Below are 17,355 nucleotides of genomic sequence, written 5' to 3'. Positions count from 1 at the left end.
TCCGGGAAGGCATTTCAGTGGCGCGCCGCATTCTGCCGGGGTTTCCCCTGGCACTGGGGATAACCCTCGTCTACGTCTCGATCATCGTGGTGCTGCCGCTCGGCGCGCTGGTGTTCAAGGCGGCCAGCCTCGGCTTCGAGGACTACTGGCGCATCGTCTCGTCGCCGCGCGCGGTCGCCAGCTACCGTGTCACGGCACTTTCGGCGCTCGCTGCCACTGCCTTCAACCTCGTCTTCGGCATGGCGCTGGCCTGGGTGCTGGTGCGCTACCGCTTTCCCGGCCGCCGCTTCATAGACGCGCTCGTCGACCTGCCCTTTGCGCTGCCGACGGCGGTAGCCGGCATCGCCTTGACGACATTGTTCGCTGAAAACGGCTGGTTTGGACAGGCGCTTGCCCAGGCCGGCATCAAGGTCGCATACACCCCGCTCGGCATCATGGTCGCCATGGCCTTCACCAGCCTGCCCTTCATCGTGCGCACTGTGCAGCCGGTGCTGGAAGACCTCGACCCAGCACTTGAGGAAGCCGCCCAGACGCTCGGTGGCAGCGACCGCTCGATCTTCCTGCGCGTGATCCTGCCGCTGCTGGCGCCCGCGCTGCTGGCCGGCCTGTCCTTGTCCTTTGCCCGCAGCCTCGGCGAATTCGGCGCCATTATCTTCATCGCCGGCAACCAGCCGATGTCGACCGAGATCACGGCGCTGCTCGCCTTCATCCGGCTCGAGGAATACGACTACCAGGCCGCCGCGGCGATCGCCTCGGTGCTGCTCATCACGGCCTTCCTGATGCTCGCCATCACCAACATCCTGCAGGCGCGTGCCCTGCGCTACACGGCGAGGGGTTGAGATGAGCAATCCCGTCAAGGGCCGCCCGCCCCGCGTCGGCGACGCGCCGGCCTTCCGCCGCGCGCTCATCGGCATCGTGCTGACGCTGGTCGCCATCGTCATCGTCGCGCCGCTGGTCGTCATCGGCTACCAGGCCTTCTCGCAAGGGGTTACGGTCTATGCCGCCGCGATCGCCCATCCCGACACGCTGCACGCCATCGGCCTGACCGTGGTCACCGCGCTCATCGCCGTGCCCATCAACACCGCCTTCGGCGTGGCCGCCGCCTGGGCGATTACAAAGTTCGATTTCCGGGGCCGCCGCTTCCTGCTGGTGGTGATCGAAATCCCGTTCTCCATCTCTCCCATCGTCGCCGGCGTCGCCTATCTCTTCGTCTACGGCCTGCAGGGCCTGTTCGGCCCGGCGCTGGAGCAGGCCGACGTCAAGATCCTGTTCGCCCTGCCCGGTATCGTGCTCGCCTCGATGTTCGTCACCGCTCCCTTCGTCGCCCGCGAGCTGATCCCGCTGATGCAGGCGCAAGGGCGCGATCTGGAAGAAGCCGCGACATCGCTCGGCGCGTCGGGCTGGCGCACCTTCTTCTCGGTCACCCTGCCCAACATCCGCTGGGCGCTGCTCTATGGCGTGGTGCTGTGCAATGCGCGCGTCATGGGCGAGTTCGGCGCCGTGTCGGTGGTGTCAGGCAATATCCGCGGCCAGACCAACACGCTGCCTCTGCATATCGAACTGCTCTACCACGACTACCAGACAGCGGGCGCCTTCGCCGCGGCCTCCATCCTGGCCCTGCTCGCCGTCGTCACCCTCGTTGCCAAGGTGCTGCTCGAGCGCCAGGGTGCCGGCCGCGCCCGTCGTCGCCCCGCACTTGCAGGCCCCATAGCCGCATCCAAGACCGCTTCCGCTGAGGTTTCGTCATGAAAATCCGCCTCGACAACGTCGTGAAGACCTTCGAGACCTTCCGCGCCGTCCATGGCGTCTCGCTCGAAATCGAGAGCGGCGAACTGGTAGCCCTGCTCGGGCCTTCCGGCTCGGGCAAGACCACCATCTTGCGCATGGTCGCCGGCCTCGAATATGCCGATGCCGGCCACATCCATTTCGGCGCCGAGGATGCCACCGACATTCCGGTACGCGACCGTGGCGTCGGTTTCGTCTTCCAGCACTATGCGCTGTTCCCGCATATGACGGTCGCAGAAAATATCGCCTTCGGCATGAAGGTCTCGAAGCAGCGCCGCGACAAGGCTGCCATCAATGCTCGCGTCGCCGATCTGCTGCGCCTCGTCCAGCTCGAAGGCCTGGCCGCACGTTTCCCCGGCCAGATTTCAGGCGGACAGCGCCAGCGCGTCGCCCTTGCCCGGGCGCTCGCCGTCGATCCCAAGGTACTTTTGCTCGACGAACCTTTCGGTGCGCTTGACGCCAATGTCCGCCGCGACCTGCGCCGCTGGCTGCGCGAGATCCATCAGGAGCTCGGCATCACCACGCTGTTCGTCACCCACGACCAGGAGGAAGCGCTCGACCTCGCCGACCGCGTCGTCATCCTCGACAAGGGCCAGATCGTCCAGCAGGGCACGCCCGAAGAGGTCTGCCGCAACCCCGCATCCGCCTTCGTCATGAATTTCCTCGGCGACACCAACCGCATTTCCGCAGCCGTGGCCGGCGGCATAGCCCGCCTTGGCGAGGCACAGATCCCCGCCCCCGGCTTCGCTGACGGCCCGGTCGAAATCTTCCTGCGCCCGAGCGATCTCGGCTGGAGCAGCAGCGGCGCCGGCATCCCCGCGACCGTCGCCCGCGTCATCGACCGGCCTGCCGGACGGCGCATTCTGGCGCTGACGGCAACTGGCGAAGCCGTCGAACTCGACGTCGCGCCTGAAACCCAGGTCAGTGCCCGCGAGCAGGGCATCATCACCATCGAACGGGCCAGGGTCTACGCGGCAGGCTGATTCTGCCGCGAATGAGGGCAAAACCCGCAAAACTTACGGAAAATCAACGCGTTTCGGCTTGTATATCAAGTCTGTGGAATTTATCTCTGGTGAAGGCCGGAATGCGATGGGGACGAATCGTTATCCTCGGCAAGCAACCTCACGCTGCGACAGGCAGCAGGAAGCCGATGACACGCGTTCGCCATGCTGACTAAAAAAGGCAAATACGGCCTCAAGGCCCTCGTTCACCTATCCCAACTGCCCGCCGGCCAGCTCGCTTTCGTCGGCGACATCGCGACCGCCAACAAGATTCCGAAAAAATTCCTCGACGCGATCCTTGGCGAACTCCGCAATGCCGGTTTCGTCCAGAGCCGCAAGGGCAAGGACGGCGGCTACCGCCTCGCCAAACCTGCCGCCGAGATCAAGATCGGCCATGTCGTGCGTGTGCTCGACGGCCCGCTGGCACCGATCCCTTGTGCCAGCCGGACCCAGTACCAGCCCTGCGACGACTGCGACGAGGCGACCTGCCAGATCAGGCACATGATGCTCGAAGTTCGCCAGGCGATTGCCGGCGTGCTCGACAATCGCAGCCTCGCGCAGGTGCGCGACGCCGCCAATGACGACATTCTGAGCGACGCCCTGAATCACGCCTGACCGGGCCGGTCAGACAATGCGGCGCAGCACCACCGGCCGCTTGCGCAAATGGGTCGGCGCGGGATCGTGGCGGCGAAATGCCTTGCGCAACGCCGGTATGACCTGACGCCCGAAGGCCTCGACCGCTTCGGCATCGTCGAGCCCGTGAACGATGAAATCGCTCACCCCGAGTTCGACAAAGCCAGCCAGCACAGAAACGACGTGCTCCGGCTCGCCAGTCAGCTGCCAATCCTGCTGCCCGCCCTCGCCAGCCTGCACCTGCCCGACAAGCACCGGCAACGAGAAGCGGATGCGCTGGGCCCGGCCAAAGGGCTCGGCTGCAACCCTCACGCGCTCGATCAGCCGCAACGTGTCGTCGAAGCCGCCTACCGGCAGCTCGAACCTGTCGGCGTGCCGGCCTGCGATCTTGAGCGCCATGCCGGAAAGTCCGCCGAGCTGCAGCGGGATTGCGGCTCCGTCGGCTGCCTTCATCGGCACGAAGCCGCCATGGATGCGGTAGAACAGACCCTCATGGTCGAAGGGCTGCGCATTGCTCCACAGACGCTTGAGCAGCATCAGATATTCGTCGGTGCGCCCCAACGTGGCGACGAGGCCGCTGTCGTCGTTGGTTTCGCGCAGGTCGCGGCTCGGCGGCACCCGCAATGCCAGCCGGCCTGAGCCGATCTGGTCGAAGGCCGCAAACTGCCGGGCGGCCACCACGGGCGCCACGATTCCGGGCCAATGCGAAACAAGCACACCGATCGACTGCGTGCTGCGCAGCGCAAGCGACGCCAAGTCCATATTGGCAAGCAGGCCGCCCATGTCGTCGATGAGAACGCGGTCGAAACCCGCCCTTTCGAGCTGGCGCAGCCTCTGCACGGCAACCGCCGTGTCGGAAAAGAAGGAAGAGTGAAGTTCGTCCTTGTCGGCAACGCCGCCCGGGCAATGGGTGAAGTCGATCTGCATCGCAAACTCCTTCATCTTGTCAGGAACAGTTATTGGCGCCGCCCGCGCCGGTTCACGCGCTACTCTGGAAAACCTTCTTTGGGTTGAGATGATACTGGCGCGCCCGCCTCCGGGCACGGGAGGTCCTAGTGGACCAGACCGACGACGACGGCCGCGGTAAAACCGAACGACACGGTGAAGAACAGATACGACGCGATCTGCGCAATGCTGGCAGGCCTGCCGGCTGCAGCTGCCGTCTCGCCGACGCGGCTGTTCGAGAGATACTGGGTCTGTGCCATCGCAATCTCCATCATGCCATTAGTCTATAAAATTAATAGACTTTGTCGATTGCTAATTTTGGCGAGATTGTGGAACGGCTTTGCCCTGCCGCGACTAGCTGGAGCAATTTTTCTCTTGTGAGAATGATCTGCCGACGACCGGTTGAGCACTGAGCGCCGCTAAGGCAGGGCGCAAGAACTAAAGAAGATCGTTACAAAACAGATGGATAGTGGAATTCCAGTCGCCAAAAGATTTCGATTTTGGGCCGGTATTGATGACAGGTGGGAGGCGAAAGAATGTCCCGAAGGCACTGTTGGCACCTTCGGGACCGGATGAAATGCGGCTAGCCGGCTCAGTAATAGCCGCGCGGGCATTCTGCCAGATAGGTGCGTCCATAGCGGTCGCGATAGCGGCAGCGGTTCGGCTCGTTTGCCCGGCCGATCAGGGCGCCGGCAACGGCACCGACGGCGCCGCCGACGAGCGCACCTTCGGCCCGGTTTCCGGGTGCGGCAACGGCACTGCCGATCGCCGCGCCGCCAAGACCGCCAATGGCTGCACCCTGTTCGGTCTGCGAGCAGGCTGCCAGCGGCACCAGAAGTGCAAGACTCAATACGAGTTTCATCATCACCAATAACTCCCGAAAATGTGTCCCCACCTCGCCTACAATGCGCGGCGGCGAAAAACGATCCATCGCGCCTCTCCAGCGCGTGGACCACAGAGTCCCTTCAACCATGGAATGCCAAGGCAATCGGGCAGCATTCGGGCAGGCGTTTGCGCATTGGTAACGCCAGATTTGGCAGGCTGGGCCCAAGACTGTCCGATTCGCTTCTTTCAGGGTCCGCCATGAACAAGGCCGCCGCCTCATTTGCCCTCGTTTCCGTACTGGCCGCCGCACTTATGGCGCTCAGCCTTGCTGTCGCGCGCCATGGCTATCCCTTCGGCGTCATCGGCGTCAAGCGCCTTGACGGCATCGCCAGCGCCGACACCTTCATGCCCCTGGCTGCGATCTACTTCTTCGCCGCCATGCTGATGATGATCCTGCCGCTCAAGGCGGCCAGCGTCGTCCTGCTCAGTGCCGCCGATACGATCCATTGGGTCGTCATCGCCCTGTTCGCCACCATAGTCGGCTGCTTGGCTGCCCGCTGGGTCTTCGGTCAGTCAAGCGCCCCCTGGGCCCTGCTCGACTGGCGCTTCCTGTTCGTCGCCGCCATCATCGGCTGCCACCTTGCGATGAACGAACTCCGCCGCAACGTGCTCCTGCGCAGCCTGTTCTTCGCCCTCTTCGGCCTGGCCACGCTTGCCTGCCTGTTCTGGTCGTTCCGGATCTGAGGCAGTGCAGGGCCGACCGGAAATCGGACTCCAAGCAGCTTCAACCGGTTGAAGCAATAGTCACAGAGGTCTGAAATCTTTGGAGAAGAGTGGTGGGTGCGACAGGGATCGAACCTGTGACCCGCTGATTAAGAGTCAGCTGCTCTACCAACTGAGCTACGCACCCACTCGCGACCGGTGAACCGACCGTGGCCGCATATAGCCACACCATCCGTTGCTGTCCACCCATGATCGCCAAGAAAGATGCGGCAATCGGCAGTGGCACGCGATTGCCTGTGCAAAGCCTGGCGGCGTTGATCCGGACAAGGAGATCGACCACCCGCCCGCGCAACGATATGCGCAGCGTTCAGTATCGGCGGGTAAGGGAAAGAAGTGGTGGGTGCGACAGGGATCGAACCTGTGACCCGCTGATTAAGAGTCAGCTGCTCTACCAACTGAGCTACGCACCCACTCGCGACCGGCAAACCGACCGTGGCCGGCATATAGCCAAGGCATTTTCGCCTGTCCACCCCACCGGCCGCTTTTTCTTTCAGTCGGCAAAAATAGCCGGGTCAAACCCGCAGAACGCCCTCGGCCACCCGCACGGCGTGTCCGCCGATACGCGCCGAAGCCAGCTTGCCGCCCGATATCTCGAGCTCCAGCCTGATCCTGGAGGGTCGACCCATCTCGATGCCCTGTTCGATCCAGAATCGCTGCGCCCCGTCGGTCGGCCTGTCGAACTCCATGATCGCCCCCGCAAAGGCGGCGGCCGCCGAACCTGTCGCCGGATCTTCGTAGGACGGGCTACCGGGAACGATCATCCTGGCGTGGAAGGCATTTTCGTGCCCCACCGTCTCGCGGCAATAGACATAGGCGCTGGCCACCGCCGAGTCGTTCTTACGCGGCGAAAAGGTGAACCAGGCCTCGTTGTCGAATCGAATTCTTGCCGCAACCTTGGTGTCCGCCACCGGCACGGTGATGTAGGGCACGCCCGCAGACCACAGCGACACACGATGATTTTCAAAGCCGATCTCGTGTGGCGCAAGTCCAAGCGCTGCGGCAACCGCATCGGTGCTGGCGGCCAGCGGCATCGGTTCGGGGAGTTTCGGCAGGTCGAATTCGGCAAACAGGCTGTCGCCGACCTTGTTCACGGCACAGCGCACCAAGCCGATGTTCTCTTCGAGGACAAAAATGCCGGCAAGATCATCACCTTGCGCCATCTCGGTCAGCGCGATCGCCGTGCCGACGGTCGGGTGACCGGCAAACGGCATCTCGTAGTCAGGTGTGAATATGCGCACCCGTGCCTTATGCTTCGCGCTTTCCGGCGGCAGCACGAAGGAGGTCTCCGACAGGTTGAACTCCCTGGCGATGGCCTGCATCTGCGCCGTGCTCAACCCCTTGGCATCGACGACCACGGCAAGGGGGTTGCCGGCAAGCCTGTTTTCGGTGAAGACGTCATAGACAAAATACTTGCGTCCGCCCGTCATGTTTGCTCCTTCTGCGCCGGCAACATGAGCGAAATTTAATTTGAATTTCGGGACCACTCAGCCGATCTGTGATTCTAAAGCATGATCGTCAAACTGGCATCCCCGGTTTCAGACAAGATCATGCTCGATCAAACCAGCTTAGAGCAGGGTCTAGGCGGATTTTCTGGGACCATCGAAAGGGTCTGGCTTGGACCAGCTTACAAATCGCCCGCAACCGGCGAGCACGCCATCGATAGAGGCAGCCCTTGGCCTCGACAGCAACGGCCGCGCCACGCGCCGCCGCCGGAGCTGGCTGTGGCTGCTGGTGGCGCTGGTCGCTGCGGCCTGCGCCTATGCCGGCTATTCCTGGTTCGCAACGCCTTCCGAGAAGCTGGTCTACACCACCCAGGCCGCCGAGATCGGCGATCTGACCGTCGAGGTGTCGGCGACGGGCAACCTGCAGCCCCTCACCCAGGTCGACATTTCGAGCGAACTGTCGGGTGTCGTCCGCTCGGTCGCGGTGGTCGAAAACCAGCAGGTCAAGAAAGGCGACGTGCTCGCCTCCCTCGACACGACGCGGCTTTCCGCCCAGATCGAGCGTGCCCAGGCGTCCGCCAAGGCTGCCGCCGCCAAGGTCGAAGACACACGCACCACCTTGTCGCAGAATGCCCAGGCGCTCACCCGGGCCCAGGAACTGGCAAAGCGCGGCATGGCCACCACCCAGGCGCTGGAAGCCGCCACCGCCGAACGCGACCGCGCCCAGAGCGCGCTCGACATGGCCGAAGCCAACCTCGCCATCTCGGAAGCCGACCTCAAGCTGCAGCAGGCCGACCTTGCCAAGAGCACGATCTATGCCCCCATCGATGGCGTGTTGCTGACGCGCTCGGTCAATCCGGGCCAGACGGTGGCGTCCTCCATGCAGGCGCCGGTGCTGTTCGTGCTCGCCGCTGACCTGTCCCAGATGGAGCTCAAGGCGGCGGTCGACGAAGCCGACATCGGTTCGGTGGCGAAGGGCCAGAACGCCCGCTTCACCGTCGACGCCTTTCCCGACCGCAGCTTCAAGGCGACGATCCGCGACATCGCCTATGCCGCTGTCACCACAGACGGCGTGGTCACCTACAATGCCTGGCTCGAAGTCGCCAATGACGAGCTCCTGCTGCGTCCGGGCATGACGGCGACGGTGTCGATCGTCACCCGCGAGGCCAAGGCTGTGCTAACAGTGCCGGCCACGGCCTTCCGCTACCGCCCCGTGCCTGTCGCCCGCAGCAGTGGCTTCAGCCTGCAGAACCTTTTCCTAGGCCGCCCCAACCGCGGCCCGACCGACCGCAGCCGACCGGCCTCGACGCCGACCGACGGCTTGCGAACACTCTATGTGCTCAAGAACGGCGCGCCGGTCGCAGTCAGGGTCAAGACCGGCTCCACCGACGGCGACCGTACGGAGATCGTCTCCGGGCTTGCGGCCGGCGATGCGGTCATCACCGCCTCGTCATCCGCCAGGGCCAATTGAGCCGGTCGTGGAAACCCCGGTCATGACCACCGCGCCACTCATCGTCTTCGACAAGGTCTGGAAGACCTACGGCCAGGGCGAAGCCGAGGTTCGCGCGCTCGCCGGCATCGATCTGGCGATCGACCAAGGCGAATTCGTCGCCATCATGGGCCCATCGGGCTCCGGTAAGTCGACGGCGATGAACATTGTCGGCTGCCTCGATACGCCAAGCTCCGGACGCTACGGCTTCATGGGCACCGACGCCGGCCGGCTCGACCGCAACCGCCGCGCCATGCTGCGCAATCTATACATCGGCTTCGTCTTCCAGGGCTACAACCTGCTGCCGCGCACCACCGCTGTGGAGAATGTCGAGCTGCCGTTGATCTATCGCGGCGCAGCCGCGCATGAGCGCCGCGCGCTGGCCATGCAGGCCCTCGCCGAGGTTGGCCTCGAGGGCCGTGAGCACCACACGCCCGCCGAACTGTCCGGCGGTCAGCAGCAGCGCGTGGCGATCGCGCGCGCCATCGTCACCCGGCCCACCCTTCTTGTCGCCGACGAGCCGACCGGCAATCTCGACACCGCCCGCAGTCACGAGATCATGGAGTTGCTGACCCGCCTCAACGAGGATGCCGGCCTCACCATCGTCATGGTCACCCACGAGGCCGATATCGCCGCCTATGCCGGCCGCACCATCGCCTTCCGCGACGGTCACGTCGCATCCGACACCACAAAGCTGGAGGCGGTGTAAGTCATGATCTGGGAGACCGTCCGCCTCGCCCTGCGTTCCGTCCGCCGCAACGCGCTGCGCTCGTTCCTGACGCTGCTCGGCATCGTCATCGGCGTTGCCGCCGTCATTGCCATGCTGACGATCGGCAGTGGCACCACCGAGAAGGTCAAGGCCGACATCTCGCAGCTCGGCAGCAATCTTTTGATCGTCCGTGCCGGCCGCCCGGCCGCTCCCGGCTCGGGCCCGCAGCAGACCATCCGCCAGCTCGGCGACAAGGAGGTCGCAGCCCTCACCGCCGATCTCGAAGGTGTGCGTGCCGTCTCGCCGGCATCGCAGAAGCAGGTGCGCGTCGTCTTCGGCACCGAAAGCCTGACCTCGTCCATCACCGGCACCGACAACGCCTATCTCGATGCCCGCGACTGGAAAGTCGCCTCAGGTCGGCCGTTCAGCGAGTCCGAGGTGCGCGGCGGCGTTAATGTCTGCCTGATCGGCGAGACCGTACGCCAGCAGTTCTTTGGCGCCGGCGATCCCGACGGTGCCGCCATCCGCGTCGGCCGCGTCAGCTGCAAGGTCATCGGCCTGCTCGAGCCGAAGGGTTATTCCGGCTTCGGCCAGGACCAGGACAATGTCGTGCTGATGCCGCTGCAGGCGTTCCAGCGCCGCATCGCCGGCAACCGCGACATCGACAACATCTATGTCGCCGCCGATGACGTGACGCCGACCTCGGTCGTCCAGACGCGGATCGAGGACATCATGCGCGACGTCAGGCGCGTCACCGCCGACCGCGAGGACGATTTTGCGGTCCGCGACATGACCCAGATCGCCGATGCGATGGCCAGCGCCACCGCCACGATGACCGGCATGCTCGGCGCCGTCGCCGGCGTCAGCCTGCTCGTCGGCGGCATCGGTATCATGAACATCATGCTGGTGTCGGTCACCGAACGCACCCGCGAGATCGGCATACGCCTCGCCATCGGCGCGCATGAGAAGCACATCCTGATCCAGTTCCTGGTCGAGGCAACGGTGCTGTCGCTGCTCGGCGGGCTGATCGGCATCGCCATCGGCCTGGCGCTGGCTGGTGCCGCCTCACTGGCGCTGTCGATCCCGTTTGCGCCAAGCCTTGCGGTGGTGCTGCTTGCCGTCGGCTTCTCGGCGCTGATCGGCATGGTGTTCGGCTTCTTCCCGGCGCTGCGCGGCGCGCGCCTCGACCCGATCGAGGCGCTCAGGCACGAATAGTCGGGGCTACTTCTTCAGCAGCGTGTTTGCCGTGCCTTCCTCGACCTGATCGATGACAAGCAGCTTGACCGGCTCGGCACCGACATTTGCGCCCTGATGCCACGCGCCGATCATCTCGACGATGAAATCGCCCTTCTTGTAGCTGGTACTCTTACCGGTCTCGGCATTGGTAACCTGCAGTTCGCCCTCAAGCACATAGGCGTAGCGGGCCGACGGGTGCATGTGCACCGGCAGCGAGGCTCCGGGTGGAATCTCGAAGGAGGACACCAGCACCTGCACGTTCTTCTGCGGCAGCAGGATTGGCTGTCCGTTCGCGGTCACCGTCGTGGACGCCAGCGGCGTCACGACAACCTTGGCGGCAGGCGTGCTGTCGAGAGCATTGGCGCTGCCGCTCTGGAACAGAACCAGCGCAAGGGCGCCCGACAGAATACCCGCACGTGCAAGAAACATGGCCATCGAATCCCCCCGAGACGCCGCAAGAAACTACGGCAACTTGTGACGCAGCGGCATCGGGCAAGCAAGGACTTCCAGCACTGGTTCTGAGGCGCCAGAAGGCGACCTCAGCCCTTGGAAAAATGCCATTCCACCAGCGGGCGCATATGCGGCATCAGCCTGTCTGGCAGATCGTGCATGCCACGGATGATCACCGGCCCTTCGATCTCCGGCTCAGGATCGGTCGCCACGAAGCGCTCGATGCGCGCGGCCACCTCGTCGGCCGTCTCGGCCAGATGGTAGCAGCGCACGATCGCCGTGCCGGTGTCCCCGGACAGCGCATAACAGCGTTCTTCGCCACGGGCCTTGCCAAGCTCGAGCCCGGTCTCCTCGCGCACCTCGCGCGCCATGTTGTAGTCGAGGTCGACGAGCCCATTGTGAAAGTCTTCCGGCTCGAACGAGCCGGCGGCGAAATAGACCTTGCCGGCATTGACCGTATGCGCGCCCATGCGGATCGCCACCAAGGCATTGTCGCTGGAGATCAGCATGGCATGGGCGAAGGAATGTTCGGCGCTGGTGATCGGCTTCAGCTTGCGCCACAGCATGAAGGTCGAGAAGCGGACGGCATGGCAGCGCCCCGTCAGGCGGCTTTCCGCATAGGCAAGCTCGGACAGCAGTACCACCGTACCGTCGAACATCGCCGGCGTCACCGCCTTCTCGGCCGCCCAGTTGGCGGCGATCGCCTCGGCATTGTCGCGCTCGAACGGATGGGGCTCCGGGTCGAGGCGCACGGCGACGAAGTCGACCGGCAGGATCTGGTTGCGCGGAATGTCGAATGCCAAGGAAATCTCTCAGGAGATGCCAAGCGTCACGGCCACCGGGCAGTGATCGGACGCCTTCGGCCGATCCCAGCCGGCGCGCGGATAACGCTCGACCTCCTGCCCGGGCGGGAAGATGGTCCGCCAGGGCTGGCCACGGCGCACGATATCGGGCACCGCCTGCTCGTTTGTCCGCGCCAGCGATGGCGACAGCAGGATGTAGTCGAGCTGACACAGATGCCGCTCGAGCGGTCCGCGCGTGTGATAGAGCGTCCAGCGGTCCATTTCGGGCCGCCGCTCGACGACGTTTTCGGCAAAGCCGTCGGCAAGGAACACATCGAGACAGGATGCCGTCTCCTTCACCGGAGTGAAGCTGTGGCCCTGGTAGGCATCGCCTGAGATCACCAGCCGCTCGCGGTAATCGTTCATGTCGCCGCAGATCACCCAGCGCTTGTCGGCGGAATGATCCTTGCCGAAGCGGTCTTCGATGATCCGTCTCACCGCCTTGGCCTCGGCGATACGCACCGGCATCGTCGCATCGCGGCCGTTCAGCCCGTTGCGCGGCGAACCCATCGACTTGAAGTGCACCGAATAGATGGTCAGCGGCTTGCCGCCGATCTTGACGTCGATCTCCAGGCAGTCACGCCGAAAGATGCGCTCGAACGGCTCCTGGCCAAGCCCCGCAAGCTCGGGCGTGTGCAGCCCGAACTGCTCGAAGGTGACATGGGCATGGCTGGTCATGCGCACGAACTCGATCGGTTCGCCATGCGCGGTTTCCGCCCGCATCATCACCGCGACGTCGATGCCGCGCGAATCATTGCCCGAGGTGGTATATTTGTGCTGGTAACCCTGCCCCACCATCTTGAACAGATAGCCGTACTCGAACGCCTTCAGCGCCTCGATATTGTCGACTTCCTGCAGGCAGATGATGTCGGCACGGGTCTCGGCGATCGCCAGTGCCGTCAGTTGGCGCATGTCGTCGGCATGCGCGATCGCGCGCGCCTGTTCGAGCAGCCGGTATTCCGCCTCGCTGTGGATCTCGAACAGCGCGAGCGTCCGGTCCTCGTTGAGCTGATTGCGATAGCCGGAATAATCGAACCTGTTCATCAGGTTCTCGACATTGAAGGTGGCAAGGCGCAGCGACATGTCGCGAGCATTGCCTTCATGTCGGGGCAAACACAAGAGCCCAGGCGCAAGTCCGCAGGCAACTCAGGCGTTCATTTCCCGTTCAGGCTGAAGGGCGGAATATGCGCCGATCTCCATCGAAATTTGGGGGCATGGAGCCTTTGGGATTCGGACACCAGGAGACGATCATGAACCTCTCATCCCTTGCACGTTCCGGGCTTGTCGCGCTCGGTCTTGTCACCGGCCTGCCGCTGGCAGCATCTGCATCGCCGGCCGGCATCGGCCAGATGCCGTCGGTTGTTCCGCAGGCAACACACAACATCGTTCCGGCCCAGAGCCACTTCTGCCCGCCAGGAAGCGGATGCTACGGTCGGCGCGATGGATCGCGCAGCGACGGCTGGCGCCGGGAAAACTGGCGCCACAACAACTGGCGTGGCGAGCGCTGGCGCGACGACTGGCGCTGGCGGCACCGCCCGCATCGGCGCCATTTCGGCACCGGCATCTACCTGAACTTCGGCATACCGGCCTATCGCAATTACGAGCCGCGCTATGTCCAGCCACGCCGCATCTATCGTGGTGGCGGTTCGGCGCACGTCCAGTGGTGCTATGACCGCTATCGCTCGTATCGGGCCTGGGACAACACGTTCCAGCCCTATAACGGTCCGCGCCGGCAATGCTGGTCGCCCTATAGCTGAGGCGGAAGCGAAATAAAGGAGACGGCGTAGCGCCTGCGGCGCCGTTTTTCTTCAAATATGACTTCAAGCTAATAGAAACGGCAACAAGCTGTTGTTTACGTATCAAGTGTAGAACGAAGGTTACCGGGAGTATTTTCTATTCTGGGTTGAGAATTCATGACGGCCGACAATGCCGAGATTGCCGAAAACGAACTGCGCCGCGAGCGCCGCAACCGCGTCCTCAAGGGCGCCGCGATTCTGACCGGGATCACCAACTCGGAAACCCGCTGTACGATCCGCAACATGCATTCGAACGGCGCCGAGATCAAAATCTCGGCGGAAAGCCGCGTCCCCGACCAGTTCCTGCTTTATGTCCCCGTCGACGGCATTGCCTATCGCTGCGTCGTGCGCTGGCGCAAGGCCGACCGCATCGGCGTCCAGTTCGAAGGCACCGAACCCAAGCCGCACTGGCATTACGGCTGAACCTTCCCTTTCCAGTCGATGAAAAAGGCCGGCGGATTGCTCCACCGGCCTTTTCTTCGTGCCCTGAGGCTAGTCACCGAACTCCGATGGCAATCCGTCCTGCCATGCTGAATGGTGCGGCTATCCCCGCGCCCCCGCAGGCGTAGCCCGAGAACGCGCAAGGAAGAGGCGTGGCTTAGTTCTTGGTCTTGTCGACCAGCTTGTTCTTGGCGATCCACGGCATCATGCCGCGCAGCTTGGCGCCGACTTCCTCGATCTGGTGGCTGTCGTTCATGCGGCGGATGCCCTTGAAGCGGGCGGCGCCGGAACGATACTCCTGCATCCAGTCGGAAGTGAACTTGCCGGTCTGGATGTCCTTGAGGACGCGCTTCATCTCGGCCTTGGTCTCTTCGGTGATGATGCGCGGACCGGTCACATACTCGCCCCACTCGGCAGTGTTCGAGATCGAGTAGTTCATGTTGGCGATGCCGCCTTCATAGATCAGGTCGACGATCAGCTTCACTTCGTGCAGGCACTCGAAATAAGCCATCTCGGGCGCATAGCCGCCCTCGACCAGCGTCTCGAAGCCAGCGCGGATCAGCTCGACCAGACCGCCGCAGAGGACGACCTGTTCACCGAACAGATCGGTTTCGCACTCTTCCTTGAAGTTGGTCTCGATGATGCCCGAACGGCCGCCGCCGACGCCGCATGCATAGGACAGGCCGAGGTCGAGCGCATTGCCCGAAGCGTCCTGGTGAACGGCAACCAGGCACGGTACGCCGCCACCCTTCTGGTATTCGCCGCGCACGGTGTGGCCCGGGCCCTTCGGCGCGACCATCAGCACGTCGACGGTCGCCTTCGGCTCGATCAGGCCGAAATGCACGTTGAGGCCGTGTGCGAAGGCAATCGCAGCACCGTCACGGATATTCGGAGCGATCTCGTCGCGATAGATGTCGGCCTGCAGTTCGTCAGGCGTCGCCATCATCATCAGGTCGGCCCACTTGGCGGCCTCGGCAACGGTCATCACCTTGAGACCGTCGGCCTCGACCTTCTTGGCGGTCGCCGAGCCGGCCTTGAGGCCGATCACCAGTTCCTTGGCGCCCGAATCCTTGAGGTTCAGCGCATGCGCGCGGCCCTGGCTGCCGTAGCCGATGATGGCGACCTTCTTGCCCTTGATCAGGTTGAGATCGGCATCGCGATCGTAATAGACACGCATTGGTGGGTTCCTTCCCGGTTTGTAAGTCAGAGGGCCTTGGGCCCGGTTTTCGCTCGATGAAGAGCAAGAAACTGCTGCGTTGCCCGCACGGCGTCGCCGTCGATCCCCGCCTCAGTCAATTCCAGCCGGTCGCCGAGCAGCAGACGTATCTGCACGTCGCGGGCGACCAGCCCGAAGAATGTCCGGAATGCCGTCTCGGCATCGTCGAATTCGAGCAGACCGGCCTCGCGGCCCGCTTCCAGAACGGGCTTCAACCTGCGGCCGAGCGCAAAGCGGCCACGCTCGAGCACGATGGCGCCGAGATCGCGCTTGTCCGATCCGGCATGCACCACGCCGACCCGATTGAGCGCGATCGACGTGTCGCTCGAGATCACCCGCAGCCAATCGGAAGCAAAGCGTTCGAGGCTGGAGGTCAGCGACGCAAGGTCCAGGCCCTTGCGGTCGACCGGCGGCACGCGCACCTTCGAAGCCTGCCACTGAACCGTCGCGGTCAGAAGGCCGTCGCGGTCGCCGAACCATTTGTAAAGCGTTTCCTTGGAGCAACTGGCGCGGCGCGCAACGGCCGTCATCGTCAGCCTGTCGCCCTCCTCGACGAGCAGGCGCAGCACCGCGTCGAGCACGTCCTGCTGACGTGCTGTCGGTCCCTCGCCTTCCATCATCTCGGTTGTCGTCTGCAACATGTTCCAAGCCTGCCACGTCACGCCAGCTCGCTTCGAACAAGCCGTACCGTACGTTACGGTTCGGTAGATAGCTCATTCAGCACGCGCCCTGCAATCGGATTCTTTTGCCTTGCTGCAATTATCTGCCGACAGTCACGCCTGAGGCCTCCCGCCCAGCGGGACCTTGCCGTCCAGCAACTCAGGAACCACCGAGATCGACGGTTTCGGCCAGGAAATCGAGCAGCGCCCGCACCCGCGCCGGTACTGGGCCGCCGCTGCCCAGAAACACCGCATGTACATCCTCGAGATCGCCGGGATTGGCGTGTTCGAGCACGCTGGCCAATCTGCCTGCCGCCAGATCGTCGCGCACCTGGAACGCGGCAATGCGAGCCAGCCCCAGCCCTGCGAGCGCCAGTTCGCGCAACGCCTCGCCGTCACTGGCCTGCACGTTGCCGGTCGGCACCACGTCCACGACAGCGCCGTCCTGCAACACCGGCCAGGCCGGCATCGTGCGAACGTAAGACGGGCCAAGCAGATTGTGCCGCTTCAGTTCGTCGGCGCTGCGCGGCATCGGCCGTGTCGCGAAATAGGCTGGCGCACCGACGATCATCATCCGGGTCGCGCCGAGCTTGCGTGCGACAAGGCTGGAATTTTTCATCGGTCCGGCCCTGATCGCCACGTCGGCGCGTGCTTCCAGAAGATCGACGACCATATCGGACAGGGCGACATCGACGGAGATCTCGGGATATCGTTCCAGGAAGCGCGGCAACAGCGGCAGCAGGAAATGCTTGCCGAACGGCACGTTGGCGTTGACGCGCAGGCGCCCGCGCGGCGCCTCGCCGGCTGCCGCGCATTGTTCCGCCTCCTTGAGGTCGGCAAGGATGACGACACTGCGTTCGTAGAAGGCGCAGCCTTCCGGCGTCAGCTGCAGGCGGCGCGTCGAGCGGTTGACCAGCCGCGTACCGAGCCGGTTTTCCAGCCGCGAAACCAGCTTGCTGACGGCCGAAGGCGACATCGCCAATGCGCGGGCCCCGGCCGAGAACCCGCCGCTCTCCACAGCCCGGACGAACACTTCCATTTCTCCGAAGCGGTTGACGTCCACGCGCATCATTGTGAATTCACGTCATAGATCCTTCGCTTGA

General features: G+C 64.0%; 20 protein-coding genes and 2 tRNA genes. 10 read left to right on the top strand and 12 right to left on the bottom strand.

The features are described 5' to 3' along the window. Window positions 1–17: 17 nt before the first annotated feature. The 4 genes from cysT to DY201_RS12655 all read left to right on the top strand — a co-directional run bounded on the left by cysT (window position 18) and on the right by DY201_RS12655 (window position 3,401). Window positions 18–839: a sulfate ABC transporter permease subunit CysT gene (gene cysT / locus DY201_RS12670; protein WP_115731505.1), complete on the top strand. Its 822-nt coding sequence runs from the start codon at window positions 18–20 to the stop codon at window positions 837–839. Between the two features lies 1 nt (window position 840). Continuing rightward, window positions 841–1,749, top strand: a complete 909-nt coding sequence (gene cysW, locus DY201_RS12665; RefSeq protein WP_115731504.1) for a sulfate ABC transporter permease subunit CysW — start codon at window positions 841–843, stop codon at window positions 1,747–1,749. Continuing rightward, on the top strand, window positions 1,746–2,768 hold the full coding sequence (locus DY201_RS12660) for a sulfate/molybdate ABC transporter ATP-binding protein (protein WP_115731503.1): 1,023 nt from the start codon (window positions 1,746–1,748) through the stop codon (window positions 2,766–2,768). The genes cysW and DY201_RS12660 overlap by 4 nt, the downstream gene beginning before the upstream one ends. 183 nt (window positions 2,769–2,951) lie before the next feature. Further along, the gene (locus DY201_RS12655) at window positions 2,952–3,401 is read left to right on the top strand and encodes an RrF2 family transcriptional regulator (RefSeq protein WP_115731502.1); all 450 of its coding nucleotides are present in this window, start codon (window positions 2,952–2,954) and stop codon (window positions 3,399–3,401) included. A 9-nt stretch (window positions 3,402–3,410) separates the two neighbouring features. Here DY201_RS12655 and DY201_RS12650 read toward each other — a convergent pair whose 3' ends face one another. The 3 genes from DY201_RS12650 to DY201_RS12645 all read right to left on the bottom strand — a co-directional run bounded on the left by DY201_RS12650 (window position 3,411) and on the right by DY201_RS12645 (window position 5,229). After that, window positions 3,411–4,346, bottom strand: a complete 936-nt coding sequence (locus tag DY201_RS12650; RefSeq protein ID WP_165916041.1) for an LLM class flavin-dependent oxidoreductase — start codon at window positions 4,344–4,346, stop codon at window positions 3,411–3,413. 125 nt (window positions 4,347–4,471) lie between these two features. Further along, window positions 4,472–4,624, bottom strand: coding sequence for a hypothetical protein (locus DY201_RS29025; protein ID WP_157097064.1), 153 nt, complete (start codon window positions 4,622–4,624; stop codon window positions 4,472–4,474). Window positions 4,625–4,956: 332 nt separating this feature from the next. Further along, complete coding sequence (locus DY201_RS12645) at window positions 4,957–5,229, bottom strand: glycine zipper domain-containing protein (RefSeq protein ID WP_067960641.1); 273 nt, start codon at window positions 5,227–5,229, stop codon at window positions 4,957–4,959. A 218-nt stretch (window positions 5,230–5,447) separates the two neighbouring features. On the opposite strand from DY201_RS12645, the gene DY201_RS12640 reads away from it, so the two are divergent. Beyond that, a complete protein-coding gene (locus DY201_RS12640; RefSeq protein ID WP_115731500.1) occupies window positions 5,448–5,933 on the top strand; it encodes a hypothetical protein in 486 nt (161 codons plus the stop codon). Between the two features lie 90 nt (window positions 5,934–6,023). On the opposite strand, the gene DY201_RS12635 is transcribed toward DY201_RS12640, so the two are convergent. From DY201_RS12635 to DY201_RS12625, 3 genes are all read right to left on the bottom strand, one after another. Next, window positions 6,024–6,099 (bottom strand) — tRNA-Lys (locus tag DY201_RS12635). Between the two features lie 207 nt (window positions 6,100–6,306). Then, window positions 6,307–6,382: transfer RNA gene (locus DY201_RS12630), tRNA-Lys, on the bottom strand. Window positions 6,383–6,484: 102 nt separating this feature from the next. Continuing rightward, window positions 6,485–7,399, bottom strand: coding sequence for a PhzF family phenazine biosynthesis protein (locus DY201_RS12625; protein WP_115731499.1), 915 nt, complete (start codon window positions 7,397–7,399; stop codon window positions 6,485–6,487). 187 nt (window positions 7,400–7,586) lie between these two features. Between DY201_RS12625 and DY201_RS12620 the strand changes: the two genes are divergently transcribed. From DY201_RS12620 to DY201_RS12610, 3 genes are read left to right on the top strand one after another with little or no spacing between them, the layout of a single operon-like run. Next, complete coding sequence (locus tag DY201_RS12620) at window positions 7,587–8,885, top strand: efflux RND transporter periplasmic adaptor subunit (RefSeq protein ID WP_115731498.1); 1,299 nt, start codon at window positions 7,587–7,589, stop codon at window positions 8,883–8,885. 22 nt (window positions 8,886–8,907) lie between these two features. Continuing rightward, window positions 8,908–9,612, top strand: coding sequence for an ABC transporter ATP-binding protein (locus DY201_RS12615; RefSeq protein ID WP_115731497.1), 705 nt, complete (start codon window positions 8,908–8,910; stop codon window positions 9,610–9,612). A gap of 3 nt (window positions 9,613–9,615) precedes the next feature. Next, a complete protein-coding gene (locus tag DY201_RS12610) occupies window positions 9,616–10,827 on the top strand; it encodes an ABC transporter permease (protein ID WP_115731496.1) in 1,212 nt (403 codons plus the stop codon). Window positions 10,828–10,833: 6 nt separating this feature from the next. On the opposite strand, the gene DY201_RS12605 is transcribed toward DY201_RS12610, so the two are convergent. From DY201_RS12605 to DY201_RS12595, 3 genes are all read right to left on the bottom strand, one after another. Further along, a complete protein-coding gene (locus DY201_RS12605; protein WP_425358725.1) occupies window positions 10,834–11,283 on the bottom strand; it encodes a cupin domain-containing protein in 450 nt (149 codons plus the stop codon). 104 nt (window positions 11,284–11,387) lie between these two features. Then, window positions 11,388–12,101, bottom strand: a complete 714-nt coding sequence (locus DY201_RS12600) for a hypothetical protein (RefSeq protein WP_115731495.1) — start codon at window positions 12,099–12,101, stop codon at window positions 11,388–11,390. Window positions 12,102–12,110: 9 nt separating this feature from the next. Next, window positions 12,111–13,223, bottom strand: a complete 1,113-nt coding sequence (locus DY201_RS12595; protein ID WP_115731494.1) for an endonuclease/exonuclease/phosphatase family protein — start codon at window positions 13,221–13,223, stop codon at window positions 12,111–12,113. 167 nt (window positions 13,224–13,390) lie between these two features. Between DY201_RS12595 and DY201_RS12590 the strand changes: the two genes are divergently transcribed. Beyond that, the gene (locus DY201_RS12590; RefSeq protein ID WP_115733759.1) at window positions 13,391–13,897 is read left to right on the top strand and encodes a BA14K family protein; all 507 of its coding nucleotides are present in this window, start codon (window positions 13,391–13,393) and stop codon (window positions 13,895–13,897) included. A 156-nt stretch (window positions 13,898–14,053) separates the two neighbouring features. Next, window positions 14,054–14,359: a PilZ domain-containing protein gene (locus DY201_RS12585; RefSeq protein WP_115731493.1), complete on the top strand. Its 306-nt coding sequence runs from the start codon at window positions 14,054–14,056 to the stop codon at window positions 14,357–14,359. Between the two features lie 175 nt (window positions 14,360–14,534). Here DY201_RS12585 and ilvC read toward each other — a convergent pair whose 3' ends face one another. From ilvC to DY201_RS12570, 3 genes are all read right to left on the bottom strand, one after another. Next, a complete protein-coding gene (gene ilvC / locus DY201_RS12580; protein ID WP_115731492.1) occupies window positions 14,535–15,554 on the bottom strand; it encodes a ketol-acid reductoisomerase in 1,020 nt (339 codons plus the stop codon). A 26-nt stretch (window positions 15,555–15,580) separates the two neighbouring features. Further along, entirely contained in the window at window positions 15,581–16,234 is a 654-nt protein-coding gene (locus DY201_RS12575) for a TetR/AcrR family transcriptional regulator (RefSeq protein ID WP_115731491.1), read from the bottom strand. A gap of 178 nt (window positions 16,235–16,412) precedes the next feature. Beyond that, window positions 16,413–17,324 (bottom strand): LysR family transcriptional regulator, encoded by a 912-nt coding sequence (locus DY201_RS12570; protein WP_115731490.1) that lies wholly within the window; start codon window positions 17,322–17,324, stop codon window positions 16,413–16,415. Window positions 17,325–17,355: the final 31 nt, after the last annotated feature.

Source organism: Aminobacter aminovorans (genome assembly GCF_900445235.1).
In the GTDB taxonomy this organism is placed as follows: Bacteria; Pseudomonadota; Alphaproteobacteria; order Rhizobiales; family Rhizobiaceae; genus Aminobacter; species Aminobacter aminovorans.
Note: the sequence above shows the minus strand (reverse complement) of the source record. Positions and strands in the feature narration are given on the sequence as shown.